This is a genomic window from Pseudomonas sp. PS1(2021), assembly GCF_020405165.1.
Lineage (GTDB): Bacteria > Pseudomonadota > Gammaproteobacteria > Pseudomonadales > Pseudomonadaceae > Pseudomonas > Pseudomonas aeruginosa.
This window is the reverse complement of record NZ_CP084484.1, coordinates 6,234,353-6,256,969: the sequence shown is the minus strand read 5'-3', so window position 1 is coordinate 6,256,969 and position 22,617 is coordinate 6,234,353. Positions and strand designations below refer to the sequence as shown.

Sequence of the window (22,617 nt, the reverse complement as noted above, 5' to 3'; positions counted from 1 at the left end):
CTTTCGATCCATGATTTCGGCCGCGGGCCGGGCGAGAAACTGATAGGGATAGCCATGGCGGCGAACTGGGGGTTGCGCGGCAAATCGGTGGTGGCGCTGTTGCTGGCCTGTGCCCTGGCACTGGTCCCGGCGGTGCTGCTGGGCTGGCGCGCGATGGACGACATCCGTACGCACTTCGGCCTGGCCTACGCGAAGAACTTCACCCTGCTGCACCGGCAGAAGATCCTCGCCCCGGTCTCCCGCGAACTGGCGTTGTCGCGCCGTTTCGCCGAATCGGTGGTGACCCGCGACTGGCTGCTGAAGGAAGACGACCCGGCGCGCCGCGCGCTGTTCTTCCGCGAGGCCGAGGGCTACCGCGGCGACTTCCGCGACCACGCCTACTTCATCATCGCCAGCGGCTCCCACCACTACTACTTCAACGACGGCCGCCAACCCTACAGCGAACGGCCGCGCTACACCCTGGAGGCCGGCGACCTGGAAGACGCCTGGTACTTCAATACCCTGCGCAACAGCGCCGCCTACAACATCAACGTCAATGTCGACAGCAAGCTGAACCTGACCAAGGTCTGGTTCAACCTGGTGATCCGCGACCAGGGCCGGCCCATCGGCCTGGCCGGCAGCGGCCTGGACCTGAGCGGCTTCCTCGACGACTTCATCATCGCCCGCGAGCCGGGCGTGACGCCGATGATCGTCGGCGACGACGGCGCCATCCAGGCCCACCCGGACCGCCGCCTGATCGCCTACAGCTCCGCCGCCGGCGGCGCCAGCGAACGCCACCGGGTGTTCGACCTGCTCGACCAGCCGGAACAGCGCGACGCCCTGCGCGAGGCCATGCGCCTGGCCCGCGCCAAGGCCGGCTCGGTGCACTGCCTGTGGGCCGGCCTCGACGGCCGCAAGCAACTCTTCGCCGTGGCCTACATTCCCCAACTGCGCTGGTACGTGCTCACCGCCGTCGACCTGCACGCCGCCCAGGTCCTCGACAACCGCTGGCTTTGGCCGCTGGCGGGCACGTTCCTGCTGTTGCTGGTGGCCCTGCTGCTGGGCTTCGCCTATGCCGTCGAGCGCCTGCTGTTGCGCCCCCTGCGCAGCCTCAAGCGCTCGGCCAAGGCGATCGCCGCCGGGCGCTACGACACGCCGCTGCCGCTGGCGCGCCAGGACGAGATCGGCTCGCTGTCGAAGGCCTTCGCCAGCATGGCCGACCAGGTCCGCCGGCACACCGCCGAGCTGGAAGACAAGGTCCAGGAGCGCACCCAGGCGCTGGAGGAAGCCAACCGCGAGATGGCCGCCGCGCAGAAGAAGATCGGCGACAGCCTCGACTATGCCAGCCTGATCCAGCGCGCGATCCTCCCCGACCGCCAGCTCAGCGCCACCCTCGGCGAGCATCACTTCATCCTGTGGAAACCGCGCGACGTGGTCGGCGGCGACTTCTACGTGTACCGCGAGCAGGCCGACGGCTACCTGATCGGCGTGGTCGACTGCGCCGGTCACGGCGTGCCCGGCGCGCTGATGACCATGCTCGCCCGCGCCGCCATCGACCACGCCATCGAGGCGGTGGGCAGCCGCGACCCGGCGGCGATCCTCGGCGAGACCGACCAGGCGATGCGCAGCATGCTCAGCCAGGAGCAGATCCCCCAGGCGCTGGCCACCAACATGGATGCCGGGCTGGTCTGGGTCGACCGCCGGCGCCGCCAGCTGGCCTTCGCCGGGGCGAAGATCTCGCTGTACGCCAGCGACGGCGAGGAGGTCCAGGAACTCAAGGGCGCGCGCCGGGCGATCGGCGACAAGCGCCGTGGCGACTACCGCAACATCGAGGTACCGCTGGCGCCGGGCTGGACCTTCTACCTGAGCACCGACGGTTTCCTCGACCAGGCCGGCGGCGAACACGGCTTCGGCTTCGGCAGCCGGCGCTTCGCCGACATGCTCCGCGACCACGCGCGGCAGCCGCTCCCCGAGCAGGCCGAGGCCTTCGTGGCGACGCTCGCCGAGTACCAGGGCGAGCACCCGCAACGCGACGACATCACCATCCTGTCCTTCCGATTCGACTAGGGGCACCCATGGAAACGCTAGACCTGCTGGCCATGCGTGAAAGCTACACCCGCCAACGCATCCTGCTCTGCTTCAACGGACCGATCTCGCGCAGCCTGATCGAGGAGATAGGCCACGCGCTGCGCAACTACCTGCACGCCGAACAGGCCAAGCCGAGCGAAGCGATGGACGTCTTCGCGGTGTACATCGAGATGACCCAGAACATCCGCCACTACGCCAATCTCAAGGGCTACGGCGAACACGAGGCGGCGGCCACGGTAGCCATCGCCCGCAACGAGGACGGCCACTACGTGGTGTCCGCCGGCAACCTGGTGGAACGCGACGACGGCCAGAGCCTGGTGCGCAGCATCCAGGCCATCGCCAACCTCGACAAGGCCGCCCTCAAGGCCGCCTACAAGGAGCAGCTACGCCGCCCGCGCGACAGCGGCTGCGCCAGCGGAGCCGGTCTCGGCCTGCTGGACATCGCCCGCAAGTCCAGCGAACCACTGGCCGCATCGCTGAAGGAACAGCCCGACGGGCGCGCCTTCTTCAGCCTGCGCGCCGTGATCTGACCCCGTGTTTTAGGGGGTATCCGGAATTTCTGGTTGATAAAATGCCAAAGATGTAAAGAAGAAAATCTTTCTCAGCGGATTATCTGATTGATCCTCTTCAGCCTACTCTACTGCCAATTTTCTGTTTCCACCTTCGCCTGAGTCTTCATAGCGATGCTGACTAGGGAGGACAGCGAGAGCTGGGCAAGCGTCAAAGCGGTTCTGGTTCATGCGCAATCCGGACACCTGCACAACATTCCTCTTGTAAGAAACCGATCAAATTCTCTAGGTGCCCATACTCGGATATACAGACAATCGTGCGGCTATGTTTCTCCTGCCGGATCAGCCCTACCTTGGCCATGCGCGCAAGGTGATGTGATAGCGTCGAAGCAGGAATACCCAGCCCCTTCTGGATATCTCCGACCGAAGCCCCATCATGGCCAGCTTTGACCAGAAAGCGGAACACGGACAGTCGGTGACTATTCCCTAGCTCAGCTAAGCTGGCTGCAACCTTTTCGTGATCCATAGCACGCCCCAATAATTCGATGTTTCTAGAATTATAGTTGACAGGTCGGATAAACGCAAGTAGGCTGCGTACATCATTTCGACAATACTAGAAATATAGGAGTAATATTGAATGTCATCTCAACTCCAAGACGCTCTAGGCATGTTCGCCTTTCTCGCTATCGAGCTATCGGTTTTATTCATTGGCATTAGCTTGCTGGTCGGAGTTCTTCAACGTCACATCCCACCATCCAAGGTGGAAGCGTTACTGACTTCCAGTGGGAAGCGAGGCTATTTTCTTGCTGCTGGTTTAGGAGCTATAACGCCCTTCTGTAGTTGCTCGACTATCCCCATGTTGAAAGGGTTGATTCGGGCACGGGCCGGTTTTGGGCCGATGATGGTGTTTCTTTTCTCATCTCCGTTGCTGAATCCTATCGTCGTCGGCCTGCTGGTTGCCACGTTTGGATGGACACTTACTGCTATCTATGTGCTCGCCGCTTTGGTGGTCGCGGTAGGTGCCGGATGGCTGCTTCACACGCTTGGCTTCGAGCGTTATGTGCGCCGGACGGCGACACAAGAGAGCAGTGGATGTAGTTCATCAGCAAGCCCGTGCAGTGCTACATCGACCGCATCGAGTTGCGGCACCAACAGCTGCGACACCACTCCGAAGACGGCTTCTTGCGGGGCTGATAGGAAGACAACAGTCTCTACGTCTAGCGAATGCTGTGACAGTCAACCCACTGTCACGGTTAAGAAAGAAGGGAAGTACAGTGGTGTGTGGCGGGAAGCTTGGTCGGACTTTATCGATGTGTTGCCTTACCTGCTCATCGGTATTGCGATTGGCAGCGTGATCTATGGTTTCATGCCCACTGACTTATTGGAGCAGTATGCAGGCCCAGATAATCCCTTTGCCATTCCAGTTGCCGCTGTCATCGGCGTGCCGTTGTATATTCGCGCTGAAGCCGTCATACCTCTGGCAGCGGCTCTGATGGCCAAAGGCGTGGGTGCCGGGACGGTGCTAGCGTTGATCATCGGCAGTGCCGGAGCCAGCCTGACTGAGCTCATTCTGTTGCGCTCTTTGTTCACGCTGAAGCTTTTAGCGGCGTTTTTAGCAGTCATTTTTGCTATGGCGATGATTGCCGGTTACGCCACCTACCTGTTTTTCTGATCAAGGCGGGAGATGATTAATTCGTTAAGCCTTCCTGGGTACCAGTTGGTGGATTCTGATGAGCAGAATGAAGACATACATTTTCGGCTTGAAGCACCTACACCAGTAGCCTGCGAGGGGTGCGGCGTGCAGGGTGAGTTCGTGCGGTTCGGCAAGCGTGACGTTCCCTATCGTGATCTGCCCATCCACGGCAAGCGGGTCACTCTCTGGGTGGTCCGCCGCCGATACACCTGCCGGGCCTGCAAGACAACATTCAGGCCCCAGCTACCGGAGATGGTGGACGGATTCCGTATGACACTGCGGCTGCATGAGTACGTGGAGAAGGAATCCTTCAACCACCCCTACACCTTTGTGGCGGCACAGACCGGCCTGGACGAGAAGACGGTGCGCGACATCTTCAACGCCCGCGCCGAGTTCCTGGGGCGCTGGCACCGCTTCGAGACGCCCCGCATCCTGGGCATTGACGAGCTATACCTGAACAAGCGCTACCGCTGCATTCTGACCAACATTGAGGAGCGAACCCTGCTCGACCTGCTGGCCACCCGCCGCCAGGACGTGGTGACCAACTACCTGATGAAGCTGAAAGACCGGCAGAAGGTCGAGATCGTCAGCATGGACATGTGGAACCCCTACCGGGCAGCGGTCAAGGCTGTGCTGCCCCAGGCCCGTATCGTGGTCGATAAGTTCCATGTGGTGCGCATGGCCAACGATGCCCTAGAGAGAGTGCGCAAGGGCCTCAGAAAGGAGCTGAAACCGTCCCAGAGCCGGACTCTCAAGGGAGACCGGAAAATCCTGCTGAAACGCGCTCACGAAGTCTCAGACCGGGAGCGCCTCATCATGGAGACCTGGACAGGCGCGTTCCCGCAACTGCTGGCCGCCTACGAGCACAAGGAGCGCTTCTACGGCATCTGGGACGCCACCACACGGCTCCAGGCAGAAGCCGCCCTGGACGAGTGGATAGCCACCATCCCGAAGGGCCAAAAGGAAGTCTGGAGCGATCTGGTCAGGGCAGTGGGAAACTGGCGCGAAGAGACCATGACCTACTTCGAGACGGACATGCCCGTCACCAACGCTTACACGGAGTCCATCAACCGACTGGCCAAGGACAAGAACCGTGAAGGGCGCGGTTACTCCTTCGAGGTGATGCGGGCACGAATGCTCTACACCACGAAGCACAAGAAGAAGGCACCGACTGCGAAGGTCTCTCCTTTCTACAAGAAAACCATCGGTTACGGACTGCCGGACTTCGCAGAGGAACTCAACTACGGAGTCGATCTATCAACCATCTGATAATGGTATCAGGTTGGTGGGGTAAAGGTGCCCCATCAACCATTAAATCCGTATACCCGTTTTAGGAAGAACACCATCATGAGTGACCTGCACATACCCGGCACCCAGTCCACGCCCGCCATCCAGGGCGACTGGCAGGCCGGACGCCTGTCCATGCAAGGCGATTCCTACCCGGAAAACTCCTATGAACTGTTCGGCCAGGTGATCGACTGGGTCGAGCGCTTCCTCGCCGCCGGGCAGCGGCCGCTGGAACTGGACCTGCGCCTGCTGTACCTGAACACCAGTTCGATCAAGGCCATGATGGACATCCTCGACCTGCTCGAAGAGGCCCACCAGGGCGGTCGCCCGGTCAGCCTGCGCTGGCACTACGACCGGCGCAACGAACGGGTCGCCGAGCTGGCCGAGGAGTTCCGCGAGGACTGCAGCTTCCCCTTCGCCATCCAGGCCCACGACGAGTAGCCGACGATGAGCCGCGAACGCGAACTGGACGCCTGGATCGACGGCCTGCTGGCCGATCCGCAGTTCCACGGGCATCCGCTGCACCAGGCGCTGGCCCGCCTGCGCCAGCAATCGCTGGAGCAACTGGTGCGGCTGGAGCGCATCGCCCGGATCTCCGACGGATTCCAGTCGATGGCGCGGGAGCAGAACCTGTCGCTGTCCGAGCGCTACCACAAGCAGCTGCGGCGCCTGGAAAAGGTGGCGCGGATCTCCGACCGCTACCAGCAGATGATGCGCGACCTCAACCTGGCGCTGAAGGAAGCCTCGATCCGCGACCCGCTGACCGGCCTGCCCAACCGACGCATGCTGCTGGAGCGCCTCAGGGAGGAGAACGAACGCTCCCAGCGCCACGGCCAGAGCTACGTGCTGGCAATGCTCGATGTGGACTTCTTCAAGCAGGTCAACGATACCTGGGGCCACGACAGCGGTGACCGGGTGCTGGTGGAAATCGCCCGGGCCATGGAGTCCGAGCTACGCGAATACGACCTCTGCGGCCGCTGGGGCGGCGAGGAATTCCTCCTGCTGCTGCCACAGACCCGCCTGCAGGACGCCGGCCCGGTACTCGAGCGGGTGCGCGACAGCGTACGGACCCTGGCGGTACGCGTCGGCACCGAGGCGCTGAGCGTCACCGCCAGCGTCGGCGTTACCGAACACCGCATCGGCGAAACCTATTCGCAGACCGTCAATCGCGCCGACGCCGCACTGCTCGACGCCAAGCGCAGCGGCCGCGACAAATGCGTGTTCGCCGCGCTCCCGCCGCTTCCTGCCCCTTCCCGCCCGGCTCCAGCGCGCTGAGCCTCCTCAGGCGTCCAGCCGCTGCAGCCGCACCTGGCCTCGGCTGAGGTCCACCAGCAGCGCCTGAAGCGCCTCGAAGCGCGCCACCGGCAACTCCAGGGTCAGGACGACGCCGTCGGCGCCGTAGTCTTCGGCCGCCACGCTGGCGCCCAGCGCCAGGCTGCGCGCCTTGAGCAGCGCGTGGTCGGCGAAGGCACAGGCGAAGCGCACCCGACAGCGCTCGACCAGCTCGCTGCGCGGCGCCTGCTGCAGGCACTTGGCCGCGCCGCCGCCATAGGCGCGGGCGAGGCCGCCGGTGCCGAGCTTGATGCCACCGAACCAGCGGCTGACCAGCACCGCCACGCAGTCCATGTCCTGTCCCTCGATGGCCGCCAGGATCGGCCGCCCGGCGCTGCCGCCGGGTTCGCCGTCGTCGCTGAAGCGGTACTGCGCGCCGCACTTCCAGGCCCAGCAGTTGTGTCCGGCGGAAGCGTCGCGGTGGGCGGCGATGAACGCCTGCGCCTCGTCCTCGTCGGCCACCGGCGCGGCGATGGTGTGGAAGCGGCTCTTGCGGATTTCCTCGCGGTATTCGGCGAGGCCTTGCAGGGTGCTCGGCATCGCGTTCAGGCCGCCGGCGGGGTCAGTCCGCAGCCCTTGAGGATGATCCGCACCAGGTTGTCGGCGGCGGCGGCGAAGTCCTGCCTGGACATGCGCTTGCGGCCGGTGACCAGGCCGATCTGGCTGGCGAAGTCGGCGTAGTGCTGGGTGCTGCCCCAGAGCAGGAAGATCAGGTGCACGGGATCCACCGGGTCCATCCGGCCGGCGGCGATCCAGGCCTCGAATACCGCGGCGCGGCCGCGGAACCAGCTGCGGTAGTCCTGGTTGAAATGCGCGGTGAGGCACTCGCCGCCGCTGATGATCTCCATGGCGAAGATCCGCGAGGCCAGCGGGTAGCGGCGGGAGAACTCCATCTTGGCGCGGATGTAGCGGGCCAGCGCCTCGGCCGGATCGTCGTCGACGCCGAGGGTGTTGAAGGTACTGTCCCAGAGTTCGAGGATGTTGCTCAGCACCGCCGTGTAGAGGCCCAGCTTGTTGCCGAAGTAGTAGTGCAGGTTGGCCTTGGGCAGGCCGACGTTCTGCGCGATGGTGTTCATGCTGGTGCCCTTGAAGCCGTGGCGGGCGAACTCCTCCTCGGCCGCGGCGAGGATCGCCTCCTCGTTCTTCTGGCGGATGCGCCCGGCCGGCTTGTCGCGGGCGGCCGGGTCGTGGGCGGGCACTGTCAGGGTCATGCGCAGGTTTCCATCGGCGTGATCCCCGCGTTGATACCCCAGCCCGGCCGCGGGACACAAGCCAGGCGCGGAAAAATTTGCAAACGCCCGTATCAACCCAGCGGCTTGCGCCAGCGCGCCAGGGCGCCGCCCTTCGCGCTGGCCTGCGCCGCTTCGGCAACGCGCTCCTCGGGCAGCAGCAGGTTGAGCAGGATGGCGGTGATGCCGCCGCTGGTGATCGCCGAGTCGAACAGGGTCTTCACCACCGCCGGCATCTGGTCGAGCAGGGTCGGCTGCGCGGCCACGCCGAGGCCGACGCCGAACGAGGCGGCGATGATCAGCACGCTGCGGCGGTCCATCGGGGTCTGGCCGAGAATGCGGATGCCGGCGGCGGCGACGCTGCCGAACATCACCAGGGTGGCGCCACCGAGCACCGGCTTGGGGATCTGCTGGAGGATCGCGCCGACCCAGGGGAACAGGCCGAGCGCCAGCAACACGCCGCCGATATAGATCCCGACGTGCCGGCTGGCCACCCCGGTGAGCTGGATCACCCCGTTGTTCTGCGCGAAGGTGGTGTTCGGGAAGGCGCTGAAGGTGGCTGCCAGCAGGCAACTGACGCCGTCGCCGAGCACCCCGCCGCGCAACCGCTGCAGGTACGCCGGTCCCTCCAGGGGCTGCCGCGAGAGCATGCAGTTGGCGGTCAGATCGCCGACCGTCTCGATGCTGCTGATCAGGTAGATCAGCGCCACCGGCAGGAAGGCCATCCAGTCGAAGGCGAAGCCGAAGCGGAACGGCTGCGGCAGGCTGACCAGCGGCAGCTCGGGCAACGCCCGCGGAACGAACAGGCCGGTCGCCCAGGCCGCCAGGGTACCCAGCGCCAGGCCGATGACGATGGCGGCCAGGCGCAGCCAGGGCAGGCGCGAGCGGTTCAGCAGGACGATGCTCAGCAGCACCAGCGCGCCCAGCGCGAGATTGGCCGGTGCGCCGAAGTCCGTGGCCCCGGCTCCGCCGCCGAGGTCGGTGATGCCGACCTTGATCAGGCTGACGCCGATCAGGGTGATGACGATGCCGGTGACCAGCGGCGTGATCACCCGGCGAAGATGGCCGAGGAAACGACTGAGGACGATCTGCACGAAGGCGCCGAAGAAGCACACGCCGAAGATCATCGCGAGGATCTCCTCGGGACCGCCGCCGCGCTGCTTCACCAGCATCCCGGCGGCCAGCACGGCGCCGAGGAAGGCGAAGCTGGTGCCTTGCAGGCAGATCATCCCGGCGCCGATGCCGAACGGCCGGCGCGCCTGGATCAGGGTGCCGGCGCCGGAAACCATCAGCGCCATGCTGATCAGGTACGGCAGGTGCTCGCCGAGGCCGAGCAGCGAGCCGATCACCAGCGGCGGAGTGACGATGCCGACGAAGCTGGCCAGCACGTGCTGTAGCGCGGCAAGGAAGGCGGGAAGCGGGCGCGGCCGGTCGTCGAGGCCGTAGATTAGGTCGTTGGGGCGTTGGTCTTCGCTGTGCATCGGGGCCGTCTCAGGGTGGCGCTCCTCGGGCGGCGAGGAGGATGCACGGCTTCTGCAAAAAGCTGTCCAGGTGATCAGCTTATTCCTGCCGCTCAGGCTGCAAGGCGCGCCCGGCGTGGGTCGAGCGGACAACGGGAGGCAAACGCAAGGACGAAGAAGGCGACCGTCGCGCACCGTGCCGATGCACGGCGCGCAATGACGGGGCGCGCTGGCGGGGCCCGGCCGGCAGCCCCGCGCGACGGACTCAGAAGTGGTACTTGACCAGGAAGCTTGCGGTGTTCTGGTCGGTGGTGAAGTACTGCGAGTCCTTCACACCGTACTTGTCGGACCAGTAGTCGTACTCCAGGCCCACGTACAGGTGCTTAGGCTCGTAGCCGAGGGCCTTGCCCAGGTCGTACTTGACCTGTGGGTTGAAGTGCAGGTTGGCGTGATAGTCGCTCTGGTTGCGGCGGCTGGTGCTGGCGCTCTTGTTGTTGATCACCCAGTCCATGTAGCCGTCGATGAGGATGTCGGAGTTGCCCACCGGAATGGTGTAGGACCACACCGGGGTGATCTGCCAGGCGCCGGCGCGCACGCGGTTGCCGTCGGGCTTGCGGTAGTAGAAGTTGAGCTGGAAGTAGTCGAAGCCGGGGATCGCCAGGTCGAAGCCCGGGCCGAGCAGGTAGGCCTCGGTGTCGCCTTCGCCGAACTCGTAGGTGCCGGCCAGCAGCACGTCCTTCACCGGGCCGAAGGAGAGGTCCGCTCCGGTGAGCTTGCCGAAGCTCAGGCGCGGAGTGATCTCGCCGTAGTAGGTGTTCTTGCCGTTGCTGGCGTCTTCCTTGCCGTTGTAGTTGATCTGGTCGAAGAAGATGAACAGGTCGCCCCAGGTCCAGCCGCTGGCATGTTCCAGGGTGAAGGTCTGCTGGATCGGCGGGTTGATCTTGAAGTTCTTGCCGTAGAGGTAGGTCAGGCTCTCGTTGTGCCAGAGCAGCGGCCCCGAGTCGGTCTCGTGGGTCGGCGTCATGTCATGGTCTTCGGCGACAGCCTGGCCTGCGGCCAGTAGCCCCCCGGCTAGCATCACGGTGGCGAGTGTGCGGCTCATTGAAACGCTCCTGGAGTGAATAGCTTTTCTTCTAGTGGGCGAACCTGTCCGAGCGGTCAGGCCTCGCCATGGATAGCAAGAACGAAGCCAAGACGGCGCGGGCGCTTCGCCGGGTTTCCTGCGGCGAAGGGAACGCCTGTTTTTTCAGTGTTTTGGACAAAGGCGGCGAAATGCCTCCAACCTCTCTACGACGGCAAAAACCTGACCCCAAGGACAGTTTTTGCCTTGCACTGGTGCGTGGTCGGGAGGGGCGTGCTCGACTTTGGGTTGGCAGCGCGAAGAAAACTGGATACACAAAAACGATTTGTGACAAAAAGAATCAGCAGACTTTTGTACACAAAACAGTGCGTGGTCTTTCTACACATTACCGCCCCGGCGTTCGGGCGAGAAGCGGCGCGGATGATGCCAGAGACGGCGGGCGGAATTCATCCCCGAATGGGGTTTTTCGTCGGGTTTCAGGACGCCCGGACGTAAATTCGCCAGGGCCTGGGAGACTCCGGTGGCATGACATCCAGAAGGCGCTCTCGATGTTGCGTAGCGGAGCGCGCTCGAGTACGGGTCGCCTGGCAGCCTATGCCTGCCGGGTCTTCTTGCTTCGCCATCCGCAGGGTGGATACGCCTTGGGCATTATCCGCCGGACAGGTCTCCCCGCCTCACCCACATGGGTCCCCTCACCACACCGCGATCTGCGAATCGGTGCGCGGCTCGGTGCCGCCACAGAGCACGCCGCTGGCCGGGTCGCGCAGGACGATCTGGCCGCGCCCGTAGCTGGTCGAGTCGTAGGCGATCTCCACCTGGTGCCCACGCTGCGCCAGCTCCGCCGCCAGCGCGCGCGGCGCGGCATGTTCGATGCCGACACGCAGCCCGCCCAGCCACTGCCAGCGCGGCGCGTCGAGGGCAGCCTGGGGGTTGAGGCCGAAGTCCACCAGGTTCATCACCATCTGCACGTGGCCCTGCGGCTGCATATAGGCGCCCATCACGCCGAACGGGCCGAGCGGCACGCCGTCCTTGCTGAGGAAACCGGGAATGATGGTGTGGAAGGTCTGCTTGCCCGGCTCCAGGCAATTCACGTGGTCCGGATCGAGGCTGAACTCGGCGCCGCGGTTCTGCAAGGCGATGCCGGTGCCGGGCACCACCACGCCGGAGCCGAAGCCGTGGTAGTTGCTCTGGATGAACGAGACCAGGTTGCCCTCCTCGTCGCCACAGGCCAGGTACACCGTGCCGCCCGGCCTCGGCTGGCCGGGGCTGGGATCGAGCGCGCGCTCGCCGATCAGCGCACGGCGGCTGGCGGCGTAGTCCTCGTGCAGCAGTTCCTCGACCGAGACCCGCATCGACTGCGGCTGGCTGATGTAGTGCAGCCCGTCGACGTACGCCAGCTTCATCGCCTCCAGTTGGCGATGCCAGGTCCGCGCGCAGTCGCGCTCGCCGAATTCGAAGCCCTTGAGGATGTTCAGGGTCATCAGGGCGATCAGGCCCTGGCCGCTCGGCGGAATCTCCCAGACGTCATAGCCACGGTAGTTCAGTGAGATCGGTTCGACCCACTTCGCCTGGTAGCCGGCCAGGTCCTCCGCGCGCAGGTAGCCGCCGCTGCGCTCGGCGTGGCCGACGATGGCCCTGGCCAGCTCGCCGCGATAGAAGCTTTCGCACTGGCTGCGCGCCAGCTCGTCCAGGGTGTCGGCCTGGCCCGGCTGGCGGAACACCTCGCCGGCGCGCGGCGCCCGGCCGTCGATGAGGAACTCGTCGAACCAGGCCCGCAGCTCGGGCCGCTGCGGCAACGCCGCGCGGAACTTGTCCAGGCCGCTTTGCCACAGGCGGGCGATCACCGGCGAGACCGGGAAGCCATCGCGGGCCAGCTCGATCGCCGGCCGCAGCAGTTGTTCGAACGGCAATTTGCCGAAGCGCCGCGACAGTTCGGCCCAGGCCGCCGGACAGCCCGGCACGGTGACCGGCGTCCAGCCGTACAGCGGCATCCGCTCGTGGCCGGCGGCGCGCACCCGCTCGCGATCGAGCAGGCCCGGCGCGCGCCCGCTGGCGTCCAGGCCGTGCAGGCGGCCGCGGGTCCAGACCAGGGCGAAGGCGTCGCCGCCGATCCCGCAGCCGGTCGGCTCGACCACCGTCAGCGCGGCGGCGGTGGCGATCGCCGCGTCGATGGCGTTGCCGCCACGGCGCAATATCTCCAACCCGACCTGCGCCGCCTGCGGCTGCGAGGTGGCGACCATGCCGCGGCGGGCATGGACCGGCGAACGTTGCGAGGCGTAGGGAAGCGCGTGGGCGGAGAAGTCGAGCATCGGCGTGGGCTCCGGGAAACTTGAGGCGGCAGGTTAGCCCTGCCAGACTCTGCCGACTAGCGACACGACGCCAAGTCATGACGATGAACGGACAGCCTGCGGAACTGCACCGCCCGATTCCCACCCTCGCCCGCCTGCCACGGCCGGTCTACGCGCGCGCCGAAAGCCTGCGCGCCGGCTCCTGGACCTCGCGCCACCGGCACGCCTGGGTGCAGCTTTCCTACGCCATCAGCGGCGTGCTCGGCGTGCATACCGCCGAGGGCAGCTTCTTCGCCCCGCCGCAGCGGGCGATCTGGATTCCGGCGCAACTGGAACACGAGGTGGTCACCTCCACCCGCGCCGAGATGCGCAGCCTGTACATCCGTGGCGACGCCTGCGCCTGGGCGCCGACGCGTTGCCGGGTGCTGGAGGTGACGCCGCTGGCGCGCGAGCTGATCAAGAGTTTCTGCGAGTTGCCGGTGGACTACCCGGAGGGCGACAGCGCCGAATCGCGGCTGGTGCAGGTGCTGCTGGACCAGTTGCGGCTGCTGCCGGAGGTCGCCTTCTCCCTGCCGATGCCGCGCGAGCCGCGCCTGCTGCGGCTGTGCCAGGCACTGATCGACGAACCGACCCAGAGCCTGACCATGGGCGACTGGGCGCAGCGCCTGGGCACCTCGGAAAAGACCCTGTCGCGCCTGTTCCAGCGCGAGACCGGGATGAACTACCGGCTCTGGCGCCAACGCCAGCGCCTGCTCGCCTCGCTCAACGCGCTGGAAGCCGGCGACAGCGTCACCGGCGCCGCCCTGGACAGCGGCTACGACTCGACCTCGGCCTACATCGCCGCCTTCAAGGGACTCTTCGGCTTCACTCCCGGCGAACTGTTCCGCCAGCGCTGAGCCCGGCGAAGGGCCCAGCGCGCGGGGCTCAGAGCACGTCGATGGGATAGTCGACGATCACCCGGTATTCGTCGATGTCGTTGTCCACCGCGCTGTAGCCGCCGGTGCCGCGGTGGGTGGCCCAGCGCAGGCGCAGCGAGAGGTCCTTGGCCGGACCGCCCTGGACCACGTACTGCAGGTCGAGGTCGCGTTCCCAGTGCTTGGCGTTCTTGCCGTCGGCGCTGTACCAGCCGCCGTAGCCGGGGCTGTCCGGATCGACCCGGGTCAGGTCCAGCTTGCCGCGCGAGTACGAGGCCGAGGCGCTCAGGCCGGGTAGGCCGAGGGCGACGAAGTCGTAGTCGTATTGCAGCTTCCAGGACTTCTCGTTGGGACCGTTGAAGTCGGAATACTGCTGCGAGTTGTCGAGGAAGATGCTGTCGCCCTGGTTGATGTAGTCGAACGGCGTGTTGCCGTTGACCTTCTGCAGCACCGCGGTGACGGTGTGCTGCCTGTAGCCGACCGCGAAATGCAGGCTGTAGGTGTTGTTGTCGATCCGGCCGAGCAACGAGTCGCCGCTGTCGACGGTCTTGTAGTAGTGCGCGCCGGGGTTCAGCGACCAGTTGTCGTCGATCTCGTAGGTGTAGTCGACGTCGCCGTAGTACTGCTTCCAGACGTTCTGCAGTTCGGCGGCGTACAGGCTGCTGGTGAAGCCCTCGATGCCGCCCCAGGTGCCGCCCAGCCAGCTGAGATGATGGCTGTCGCGGTCGCCCGGCAGTTCGCCGTAGTACGAGCCGAGGCGACGGTGGCCACTCTGGTTGTAGTACTTGGTGAAACTGACCTGGCCAGCCGTGAGGGTCAGGTCCTCGAAACTGTTGTTGGTCAGGCTCACACCGCGGAAGGTCTGCGGCAGCATGCGCGACTCGCCGCCGGCGACCACCGGGTTGCTGAGGAACTGGTCGCCCAGCTTCAGCTCGGTGTCGAAGGCGCGGATCTTCAGCGCCGCCCCGCCACTGGAGAACTCATCGGGCGCCTTGCCGGATTCGTAGCCTTCCTTGCTCGGCGCGGTGATCGGCAGGATGCTGGTGCCGCCGGTACCGCCGCCGCCGTCGAGCTTCAGCCCGAGCATGCCGTAGGCGTCGACGCCGAAGCCGACCACGCCGGGCGTGTAGCCGGACTGAAAGGTGGCGATGAAGCCTTGCGCCCATTCCTTGCTGTCGTGCCCGGAAGCGTGCCGGCGGTCATGGTTGAAGTAGTAGTTGCGGGTCAGCAATTGGAGGCTGGAGCCTTCGATGAAGCCTTCTTTGGCTTCCCCCTCATCGGCCCAGGCGGCGGACGCGGTGCACAGCGCCAGCGCCATCGGCGTCAAGGCGAACAGATTCCTCATTGCGGTTGCTCCTTCTTACAGCGTGGTGAAATCCGGCAAGGCCGGAAAGCGTGTTGTGGTGTCGTTCCCGGCGACGCTTCTGCTGGCGTCGCGCGGGCGATCGCTCCCATGGGGCGCCCAGCCGGGCGCAACCCGAAAAAAAAGGCCGCTGGTATCAGCGGCCTTGAGAAGACGTCGAATAGGAGCAATCAAAGTTCGGCGTCGGGAAGTCTTGCCAGTGTATTTCCGGACACTGGAAACCGGCTGGAACGCAGTCGGACTCTTCTATTGAAAGTCTCTTCGACTCATCAGGCTTTAGGCTTTCCACGTCCCGCTCTTGCATGGCGAGATCGATGAAGACAGAACGAATATCGTCGACAGCCAGCGACAATTATCCATTGAGCTGGCGCGATTATATTTTTTTGCCACTATCGGAAAAACCCGATATCCAACGAAAGTCTTTTACATATTCTGCAAGAATTGTCCGAACGGTCAGGAAGGCAAAAAAAACGCCGCATATCATATGCGGCGCAAGGACAGGGTACCCAGGCTCACGCTTCCCGAGTACCCGGGGGAAGCCATGGCGCGGCTGGCGCCATGCGCTAGATCAGGAGTCGCTGCGGGCCCCGGCCTGCGCGGCGGAGGCGGAAAGTTCCTGCTGGTGCTCGATGGCCTGCTGGTTGGCGTCGACCATGCGGTTGGTCATCAGCGAGGACTCTTCGGCGAAACCGGCCTGGGAAAATGCGAGGGAAAACAAACTGAGTATGGCGGCAGCAAGGATCTGGCGATTCATGGCGGGTCTCCGATGACACCCTGTTCACTTGGGACAGGCGCCATATTAGTTAACCGCCATGCTCGGAAAAATAGCCAAACAGACGAGAGAGTATTACCTCAATAACAACAATCCTTCACTGTGCCCAGTAACTTGAACTTTGCATGGTAGTTTCGTCGCGGGCGAATGCCTGGGGAAGTTCCTGTTGCAACAGATCGACCCAGGTGCGGATCTTCGCGTCCAGGTAACGCCGCGAGGGATACAGCGCATAGATGGTCCGCTGGTGCATGGCATGGCCGGGCAACACTCGTAGCAGCTCGCCGTTGCGCAGCGCCGCGGCCGCCACGTAGCTGGGCAGCAGGGCGATGCCGAGGTCGGCCTTGGCCGCCTGGGCCATGACCTCGGCGACATTGACCATGAAGGTGTTCTGCGGGCTGACGGTGCGCTCGCCCTGCTCGTCGGCGAAGATCCAGCCCTCCGGGTAGGCCGGGTCCTGCAGGCGCAGGCAGACGTGGCGCTCCAGGTCGTCCACCGAGCGTGGCACGCCGCGCTGCTGCAGGTAGCCGGGACTGGCGCAGAGCACGCTGTGGATGCTGCCCAGGCGCTGGGCGACGAACTCCGAGTCGGGCAACTGGCGCTCGCCGGTGATCAGCACGTCCTGGCCTTCCTCGAGCATGTCCGGGTTGCGCTGGGACAGGGTCAGCTCGATCACCACGTCGGGGAACAGTGCGCCGTAGCGGGCGATCATCGGCACCAGGTGATGCTGGCCCATGCCCATCAGCGACTGCACGCGCAAGCGGCCGCAGGGGCGGATGTGCGCGCCGGCGGCTTCGGCCTCGGCGACCTCGATGTCCTCGAGGATCCCGCGGCACCGCTCCAGGTAGCGCTCGCCGGCCTCGGTCAGGGCCAGGCGCCGGGTGGTGCGGTGCAGCAGGCGCGTCTGCAGGTGCGCCTCCAGGTCGGAGATCAGCCGCGATACCTGCGCGGTGGACAGGTCCAGGGCCTGGGCGGCGGAAGTGAAGCTGCCGCTGTCCACCACCCTGGCGAACACGCGCATGCCTTGCAATGTGTCCACTATTACCTCGGTTGCAAAACAGATTCGTAAATTGGTCGGATTTTCCCTGGCGCCGGGCTGCCTATACTGGCCGCCGTCGCCGTAGCAACGCCGGGCATACCCTGCCCGGCGTCGGGGCGGATGGCCCACCCGCCGTCCGCTCTCCTTCCCCCCGCACAGACTCTGCTACGGCGGCGCCCCCTTCCCCTTACGCCGCGCTCAGCGTCCCGGTTCCGGAATCCGGTACCAGGCGACGTACAGCGCCGGCAGGAAGATCAGCGTGAGCAGCGTGGCGGCGACGATGCCGCCGATCATCGCATAGGCCATCGGCCCCCAGAACACTTCGCGGGCGATGGGGATCATCCCCAGGCTGGCCGCCGCCGCCGTCAGCAGGATCGGCCGGGTGCGGTGGTGGGTGGCTTCCAGCACGGCTTCCCAGGGCGTCTTGCCGTCTTTCTCGAAGGCATCGATCTGGGTCACCAGGATCACCGAGTTGCGGATGATGATGCCGATCAGCGCGAGAATCCCGAGGATCGCCACGAAGCCCATCGGCGTGCCGGTCGGCAGCAACGCCGCGACCACCCCGATCAGCCCCAGCGGCGCGACGCTGGCCACCAGGAACAGCTTCTGCACGCTCTGCAACTGGATCATCAGGAAGGTCGCCATGAGGAACAGCATCAGCGGCACCACCTTGGCGATCGGGCCCTCGGCCTTGCCGCTCTCCTCCACCGTGCCGCCCACTTCGATCCGGTAGTTCGCCGGCAGGCCGTCGGCGAAGCGCTTGACCTCCGGCGCCAGCCGGGCGACCAGGTCGGTGGGCTGGATCTCGCCGCGCAGCGACGCCTTCACCGTGATCGTCGGCTTGCGGTCGCGGCGCCACACCAGCGGCTGCTCCAGCTCGTAGCTGACCTTGGCGAACGCCTTGAGCGGGATCGAGGTGCCGCTGGGCGTGACGATCTGCAGGCTCTCCAGGGTCTCCAGCGAGCCGCGCTCGCTATCCTCGGCGCGGCCGATGACGTTCACCAGGTAGATGTCGTCGCGCACCTGGGTCACCGCGCTGCCGGTCACCACGCTGTTCATGATCTGCGCCACGTCCTCGGAGGAAAGCCCGAGCTGGCGCGCCTTGTCCTGGGCGATGTCGATCTTGAGCATCTTCCCGGGCTCGTTCCAGTCGTAGACGATATCGCCGATGTTCGGGTTGCCGTCGAGCACGCCGGCCAGGCCCATGGCGTACTCGCGGACCTTGTCGATCTGCGGTCCGCTGACCCGGTACTGGATCGGCCGTCCCACCGGCGGCCCCATCTCCAGCGGCTGCACGTAGGTGCTGATGCCGACGTAGTCCTTGCGCAAGCGATCGCGCAGGCGTGCGGCGACGCGCTCGCGGGCCTCCAGGTCCTTGGTGACGATCACCAGCTGGCCATAGAAGTTGTTCTGCAACTGCTGGTCCAGCGGCAGGTAGAAGCGGATCGCGCCTTCGCCGACGTAGGCGCTCCAGTGGTCGATGTCCTCGTCGTCCTTCAGCGTCGCTTCCAGGCGGTCCATCACCGCCCTGGTCTCGTGGATGCTGCTGTTCTGCGGCAGGTTGAGGTCGACCAGCAGTTCCGGACGGTCGGAAGACGGGAAGAACTGGTGCTGGACGAACTTCATCAGGAACAGCGACACGCCGAACAGCAGCGCGGTGAGGAAGATGGTCGTCCAGCGCCGGCGCATCGCCAGGTGCAGCAGGCTGTCGAAACGCTCGGCGATGCGGCCCTTCTTCTGCTCCGACTTGTGCTTGAGAGTCTTCGGCAGGATGTGCACGGCGATCACCGGGGCGAACAGCACCGCGACGATCCATGACAGCAGCAGCGCCACGGCGATCACTGCGAACAGGGTGAAGGTGTACTCGCCGGCGGAGCTGGCGTTGAGCCCGATGGGCACGAAGCCGGCCACCGTCACCAGGGTCCCGGTGAGCATCGGGAAGGCCGTCGAGGTGTAGGCGTAGGTCGCCGAGTCGTGCAGCGAGTCGCCCAGTTCGAGGCGCGTGATCATCATCTCCACGGTGATCATGGCATCGTCCACCAGCAGGCCGAGGGCGATGATCAGCGCGCCGAGGGAAACCCGCTGCATGGTGATGTCGGTGTATTCCATGAACACGAAGACCATCGCCAGCACCAGCGGGATCGAGCAGGCCACCACCAGCCCGGCGCGCAGGCCGAGGCTGACGAAGCTGACGATGAGGACGATCACCACCGCCTCGAACAGCGCCCGGGTGAAACCGCCGACCGCCTTCTTCACCACCTGGGCCTGGTTCGACACCTGGTGCACGCCGACACCAACCGGCAGTTCGCCGGTGATCTCCTGCATGCGCGCATTGAGCGCCTCGCCGAACTCGAGGATATTGCCGCCCTCCTTCATCGCCACCGCCAGGCCGATGGCCGGCTCGCCCTTGTAGCGGAACAGCGAGGTCGGCGGGTCGACGAAATCGCGGCTGATGCTGGCCAGGTCGGACAGCCGGTAGAAACGATCGTTGACCCGCAGGTTGACCGCCTGCAGGTCCTTTTCCGAACGGAAGTTGCCGGAGGTGCGCACCGAGATGCGCTCGGGGCCGGCCTCGACCACGCCCGACGGGGTCACCGCGTTCTGCGCCTGCAGGCTCTGCACGACCTGGCGCTGGTCGAGACCGAGGGCGGCCAGCTTGCGGGTAGAGAAGTTGAGGTAGATGACCTCGTTCTGCGCACCGATCATCTGCACCTTGCCCAGGTCTTTCACCGAGCGGATGTCCAGGCGCACCTTCTCCACGTAGTCGCGCAGCTGGCGGAAGTCCAGGCCATCGGCGGTGAAGGCGTAGACGCTGCCGAACACGTCGCCGAACTCGTCGTTGAAACCCGGTCCCTGGATGCCTTGGGGGAATTCGCCCTGGATGTCGGATATCTTCTTGCGCACCTGGTACCAGATATCCGGGATGTCGCCGGCCTTGGTGGTGTCCTTGAGGTAGACGAAGACCGTCGATTCGCCGGGTCGCGTGTAGCTCTTCACGTAATCCAGCGAGTCCAGCTCCTCGAGCTTCTTCTCGATGCGGTCGGTGACCTGCTCCAGGGTGTCGTCCACCGTGGCGCCCGGCCAGCGGGTCTGGATGACCATGGTCTTGATGGCGAACGAGGGATCCTCCTCGCGCCCCAGGTTGAGGTAGGAGAACACGCCCATCACCAGCGATACCGCCATCAGGTACCAGACCAGGGACTGGTGGCGCAGGGCCCAGTCCGACAGGTTGAAACCGCCCTTCATCGCGCATCCTCGTCGAGTTTGATCTTCTGGCCGGGCTTGAGGCTGTTGACTCCGGCGCGGACCACCCGGTCGCCGTCGGCCAGGCCCTGTCCGATCACCACCTGGCGTTCGTCGCGGCTGAGCACCTGTACCTCGCGCAGGGCCACGCTGGACTGTTTCCCATCGACGACCCAGACCTGGGTCTTGCCGTCGCGCTCCAGCAGCACGCTGGCCGGCAGCACGCTGCGCACGCTACCGGCGCTGCTCAGCTGGACCTGGATGGTCGAACCGAGGCGAAACGCCTCCGGCGTCTGCGCCAGGCTCAGGCGCACGCGACGGGTGCGGGTCGAGGCGTCAGCCTGCGGACCCAGCTCGCGGATGCTGCCGGTGGTCCTGGCCTGCGGGTCGAGCTGGGCGCTGACCAGGAAGCGCGCGTCGGCCGGCAGGCTCTCGGCGACCTCGGTGGGCAGGTCGAAGACCGCCTCGCGCACTTCGGGCCGGGCCAGGGTGACCACCGCCTGGCCGGCGCTGACCACTTGCCCGGCCTCGGCGTGCCAGGTGGTGATGACGCCGTCGAAATCGGTCACCAGGCGCGTGTAGGAAAGCTGGTCCCTGGCCTGCTGCACCGCCGCTTTGGCCTGGTCGAAGCTGGCCTGGCTGGTCTTCAGGCGGGTCCGCGCATCGTCCAGGCGCGCCTGGGCGGTGACGCTGCGGGCGAACAGTTCTTCCTGGCGCCGGGCATTGGCCTGGGCGTCGATCAACTGTGCCTCGGCGCTGGCCAGGTCGCCCTGGCTGGCGCGCAACTGGTTCTGCTGGTCGGTGGGGTCGAGGGTCGCCAGCAGCGCGCCCTTGCCGACGAAGTCACCGACGTCGAACAGGCGCGAGGCGATCCGTCCGTTGGTGCGGAAGCCGAGCACGCTCTCGTAGCGCGCCTGGATGCTCCCGGCGAAGCGACCGAGGTCGTCGTTCTTCAGGGTCTTCACGGTCACCGTCAGCACCGGCCGCGGCGGTGCCGGCTGCGGCTCGTCGCCGCAGCCGGAGAGGAGCAGGGCGAAGCCGAACAGGCCGGCGAGGGAAAACGGCTTCATGGCTGGCCTCCGCCCACGGCGTCGCGGCTGGCGGTGCTCTGGGTCGGCTGCGGCGGCTGGGCCACCTCGACCACCTGGCCCGGATGGAGCAGTTGGCCGCCCACCGTGACCACCGTCTGGCCCGCCTCCAGGCCACCGTCGATGACCACCTTCTCGCTGGCGTAGCGTGCCACCCGCACCGGTTGCAGACGCGCCTTGCCTTGCTGGTCGAGCAACCAGACCGCCGGCTGCTCGCCGACCTTGGACAGCGCCGACCAGGGCAGCACCACGCTGTGCTCGGCCGGCGCGGCGACGCTGGCGTTGACCACGCTGCCGAGGCTCATTTCCGCCGGCACCGAGTCGAGGCCGACCTTGACCTTCAGCGTACCGCTGCGCTCGTCCACCGTCGGGGTGATCTCGCGGACCTTGCCGCTGGCGGTGACTTCCGGCTTGCCGAGCAGGCTGACGGTGATCCGCTGGCCGTCGACATCGTGGCTGAACAACGACTCGTAGACGTTGAACACCGCGTCGCGCTCGCCATCGCGGGCCAGGGTGAAGATCGGCACGGTGGCCTGCACCACCTGGCCGACCTCGGCCTGGCGGGCGGTGATGACCCCGGCGTCGGAGGCACGCAGCTCGGTATAGGAAAGCAGGTCGCGGGCGTTGGCCAACTGCGCCTGGGCGGCCTTCAGCGAACTCTGCGCGCTGCGCACCGAGGCCAGCGCCTGGTCGTACTCGCTCTGGCTGGTGTAGCCCTTGGGCAGCAGCGCCTTCTGCCGCTGGTAGTTGAGGTCGGCGAGCTTCGACTGCGCCTGCTGCGCGGCGACCGCCGCCTGGGCGTTCTCCACGTTGCTGCGCTGGTCCTGCGGGTCGAGCCGCGCCAGCACCTGGCCAGCCGCGACGTGGTCGCCGACATCGACCAGGCGCTCGACGATCTTGCCGCCGACACGGAACGACTGGTCGGCCTGTACCCGTGCCTGGATGTCGCCGGTGATCGAGGTGGCCGAGGCGAACTCGGCCATCTTCACCGTCTGCGCCAGCACACGGACGTGTTCCTCGGCGGGCGGCTCAGCGCCGCAACCGACAAGCAGGCTGGCGCACAGGATGGCGGGCAGCGCCATCCGCGACCAGCGACCTTTGGAATGAAAAGCGCCTCTGGCGTCTGACATGCCTTCCCCTTCGCGATCCATACAGATACCGGCCGATACGGCCGGAAACTCCCAGAATTGGCAGGGATTCTAGCCGCGTCCCCAAGGATTGCGACTATCAGATGGAAGCGGGGGTTCCTTTTCCA

General features: G+C 65.7%; 19 protein-coding genes. 7 read left to right on the top strand and 12 right to left on the bottom strand.

Going from position 1 to position 22,617, the window contains the following annotated elements; translation table 11 throughout:
* Nucleotides 1-54: 54 nt before the first annotated feature.
* Both siaA and siaB read left to right on the top strand, forming a co-directional pair.
* A complete protein-coding gene (siaA, locus tag LE197_RS29745; protein WP_015647826.1) occupies nucleotides 55-2,046 on the top strand; it encodes a biofilm regulation protein phosphatase SiaA in 1,992 nt (663 codons plus the stop codon).
* A gap of 8 nt (nucleotides 2,047-2,054) precedes the next feature.
* Complete coding sequence (gene siaB / locus LE197_RS29740; RefSeq protein ID WP_003083916.1) at nucleotides 2,055-2,597, top strand: biofilm formation regulator kinase SiaB; 543 nt, start codon at nucleotides 2,055-2,057, stop codon at nucleotides 2,595-2,597.
* A 190-nt stretch (nucleotides 2,598-2,787) separates the two neighbouring features.
* Here siaB and LE197_RS29735 read toward each other — a convergent pair whose 3' ends face one another.
* The gene (locus LE197_RS29735) at nucleotides 2,788-3,102 is read right to left on the bottom strand and encodes an ArsR/SmtB family transcription factor (protein ID WP_008294929.1); all 315 of its coding nucleotides are present in this window, start codon (nucleotides 3,100-3,102) and stop codon (nucleotides 2,788-2,790) included.
* A 111-nt stretch (nucleotides 3,103-3,213) separates the two neighbouring features.
* Between LE197_RS29735 and LE197_RS29730 the strand changes: the two genes are divergently transcribed.
* The 4 genes from LE197_RS29730 (at nucleotide 3,214) to siaD (ending at nucleotide 6,831) form a co-directional block, all read left to right on the top strand.
* A complete protein-coding gene (locus tag LE197_RS29730) occupies nucleotides 3,214-4,248 on the top strand; it encodes a permease (RefSeq protein ID WP_000098298.1) in 1,035 nt (344 codons plus the stop codon).
* Nucleotides 4,249-4,260: 12 nt separating this feature from the next.
* Complete coding sequence (locus LE197_RS29725) at nucleotides 4,261-5,538, top strand: ISL3 family transposase (RefSeq protein ID WP_000610830.1); 1,278 nt, start codon at nucleotides 4,261-4,263, stop codon at nucleotides 5,536-5,538.
* A gap of 78 nt (nucleotides 5,539-5,616) precedes the next feature.
* Nucleotides 5,617-5,997, top strand: coding sequence for a biofilm formation regulator SiaD modulator protein SiaC (gene siaC / locus LE197_RS29720; protein ID WP_003102215.1), 381 nt, complete (start codon nucleotides 5,617-5,619; stop codon nucleotides 5,995-5,997).
* Nucleotides 5,998-6,003: 6 nt separating this feature from the next.
* Entirely contained in the window at nucleotides 6,004-6,831 is an 828-nt protein-coding gene (gene siaD, locus LE197_RS29715) for a biofilm formation regulator diguanylate cyclase SiaD (RefSeq protein WP_003083910.1), read from the top strand.
* A 6-nt stretch (nucleotides 6,832-6,837) separates the two neighbouring features.
* Here the strand turns inward: siaD and LE197_RS29710 are convergent, their stop codons facing one another.
* From LE197_RS29710 to LE197_RS29690, 5 genes are all read right to left on the bottom strand, one after another.
* On the bottom strand, nucleotides 6,838-7,428 hold the full coding sequence (locus tag LE197_RS29710) for an IMPACT family protein (protein WP_003117224.1): 591 nt from the start codon (nucleotides 7,426-7,428) through the stop codon (nucleotides 6,838-6,840).
* 5 nt (nucleotides 7,429-7,433) lie between these two features.
* A complete protein-coding gene (locus LE197_RS29705) occupies nucleotides 7,434-8,099 on the bottom strand; it encodes a TetR/AcrR family transcriptional regulator (RefSeq protein ID WP_003083903.1) in 666 nt (221 codons plus the stop codon).
* A gap of 92 nt (nucleotides 8,100-8,191) precedes the next feature.
* Nucleotides 8,192-9,598: a uracil-xanthine permease family protein gene (locus tag LE197_RS29700; RefSeq protein WP_003162957.1), complete on the bottom strand. Its 1,407-nt coding sequence runs from the start codon at nucleotides 9,596-9,598 to the stop codon at nucleotides 8,192-8,194.
* A 244-nt stretch (nucleotides 9,599-9,842) separates the two neighbouring features.
* Nucleotides 9,843-10,679, bottom strand: coding sequence for an outer membrane protein OmpK (locus LE197_RS29695; RefSeq protein WP_003102209.1), 837 nt, complete (start codon nucleotides 10,677-10,679; stop codon nucleotides 9,843-9,845).
* Nucleotides 10,680-11,350: 671 nt separating this feature from the next.
* Nucleotides 11,351-12,967: a gamma-glutamyltransferase family protein gene (locus LE197_RS29690; RefSeq protein ID WP_003128380.1), complete on the bottom strand. Its 1,617-nt coding sequence runs from the start codon at nucleotides 12,965-12,967 to the stop codon at nucleotides 11,351-11,353.
* A 77-nt stretch (nucleotides 12,968-13,044) separates the two neighbouring features.
* Between LE197_RS29690 and LE197_RS29685 the strand changes: the two genes are divergently transcribed.
* Nucleotides 13,045-13,842: an AraC family transcriptional regulator gene (locus tag LE197_RS29685; protein WP_003083886.1), complete on the top strand. Its 798-nt coding sequence runs from the start codon at nucleotides 13,045-13,047 to the stop codon at nucleotides 13,840-13,842.
* 28 nt (nucleotides 13,843-13,870) lie between these two features.
* Here the strand turns inward: LE197_RS29685 and LE197_RS29680 are convergent, their stop codons facing one another.
* From LE197_RS29680 to triA, 6 genes are all read right to left on the bottom strand, one after another.
* Nucleotides 13,871-15,205, bottom strand: a complete 1,335-nt coding sequence (locus LE197_RS29680) for an OprD family porin (RefSeq protein ID WP_033940180.1) — start codon at nucleotides 15,203-15,205, stop codon at nucleotides 13,871-13,873.
* Between the two features lie 586 nt (nucleotides 15,206-15,791).
* Nucleotides 15,792-15,977 carry a hypothetical protein gene (locus LE197_RS29675; RefSeq protein WP_003083879.1) on the bottom strand — a complete coding sequence of 62 codons (186 nt, stop codon included), beginning with the start codon at nucleotides 15,975-15,977 and terminating at the stop codon, nucleotides 15,792-15,794.
* Nucleotides 15,978-16,092: 115 nt separating this feature from the next.
* Nucleotides 16,093-17,031, bottom strand: a complete 939-nt coding sequence (locus tag LE197_RS29670) for a LysR family transcriptional regulator (RefSeq protein ID WP_003118585.1) — start codon at nucleotides 17,029-17,031, stop codon at nucleotides 16,093-16,095.
* Between the two features lie 198 nt (nucleotides 17,032-17,229).
* Nucleotides 17,230-20,277 (bottom strand): triclosan efflux RND transporter permease subunit TriC, encoded by a 3,048-nt coding sequence (triC, locus tag LE197_RS29665; RefSeq protein ID WP_003102199.1) that lies wholly within the window; start codon nucleotides 20,275-20,277, stop codon nucleotides 17,230-17,232.
* On the bottom strand, nucleotides 20,274-21,344 hold the full coding sequence (gene triB, locus LE197_RS29660; protein ID WP_003161029.1) for a triclosan efflux RND transporter adaptor protein TriB: 1,071 nt from the start codon (nucleotides 21,342-21,344) through the stop codon (nucleotides 20,274-20,276). The genes triC and triB overlap by 4 nt, the downstream gene beginning before the upstream one ends.
* On the bottom strand, nucleotides 21,341-22,492 hold the full coding sequence (gene triA, locus LE197_RS29655; RefSeq protein WP_024946948.1) for a triclosan efflux RND transporter adaptor protein TriA: 1,152 nt from the start codon (nucleotides 22,490-22,492) through the stop codon (nucleotides 21,341-21,343). The genes triB and triA overlap by 4 nt, the downstream gene beginning before the upstream one ends.
* Nucleotides 22,493-22,617: the final 125 nt, after the last annotated feature.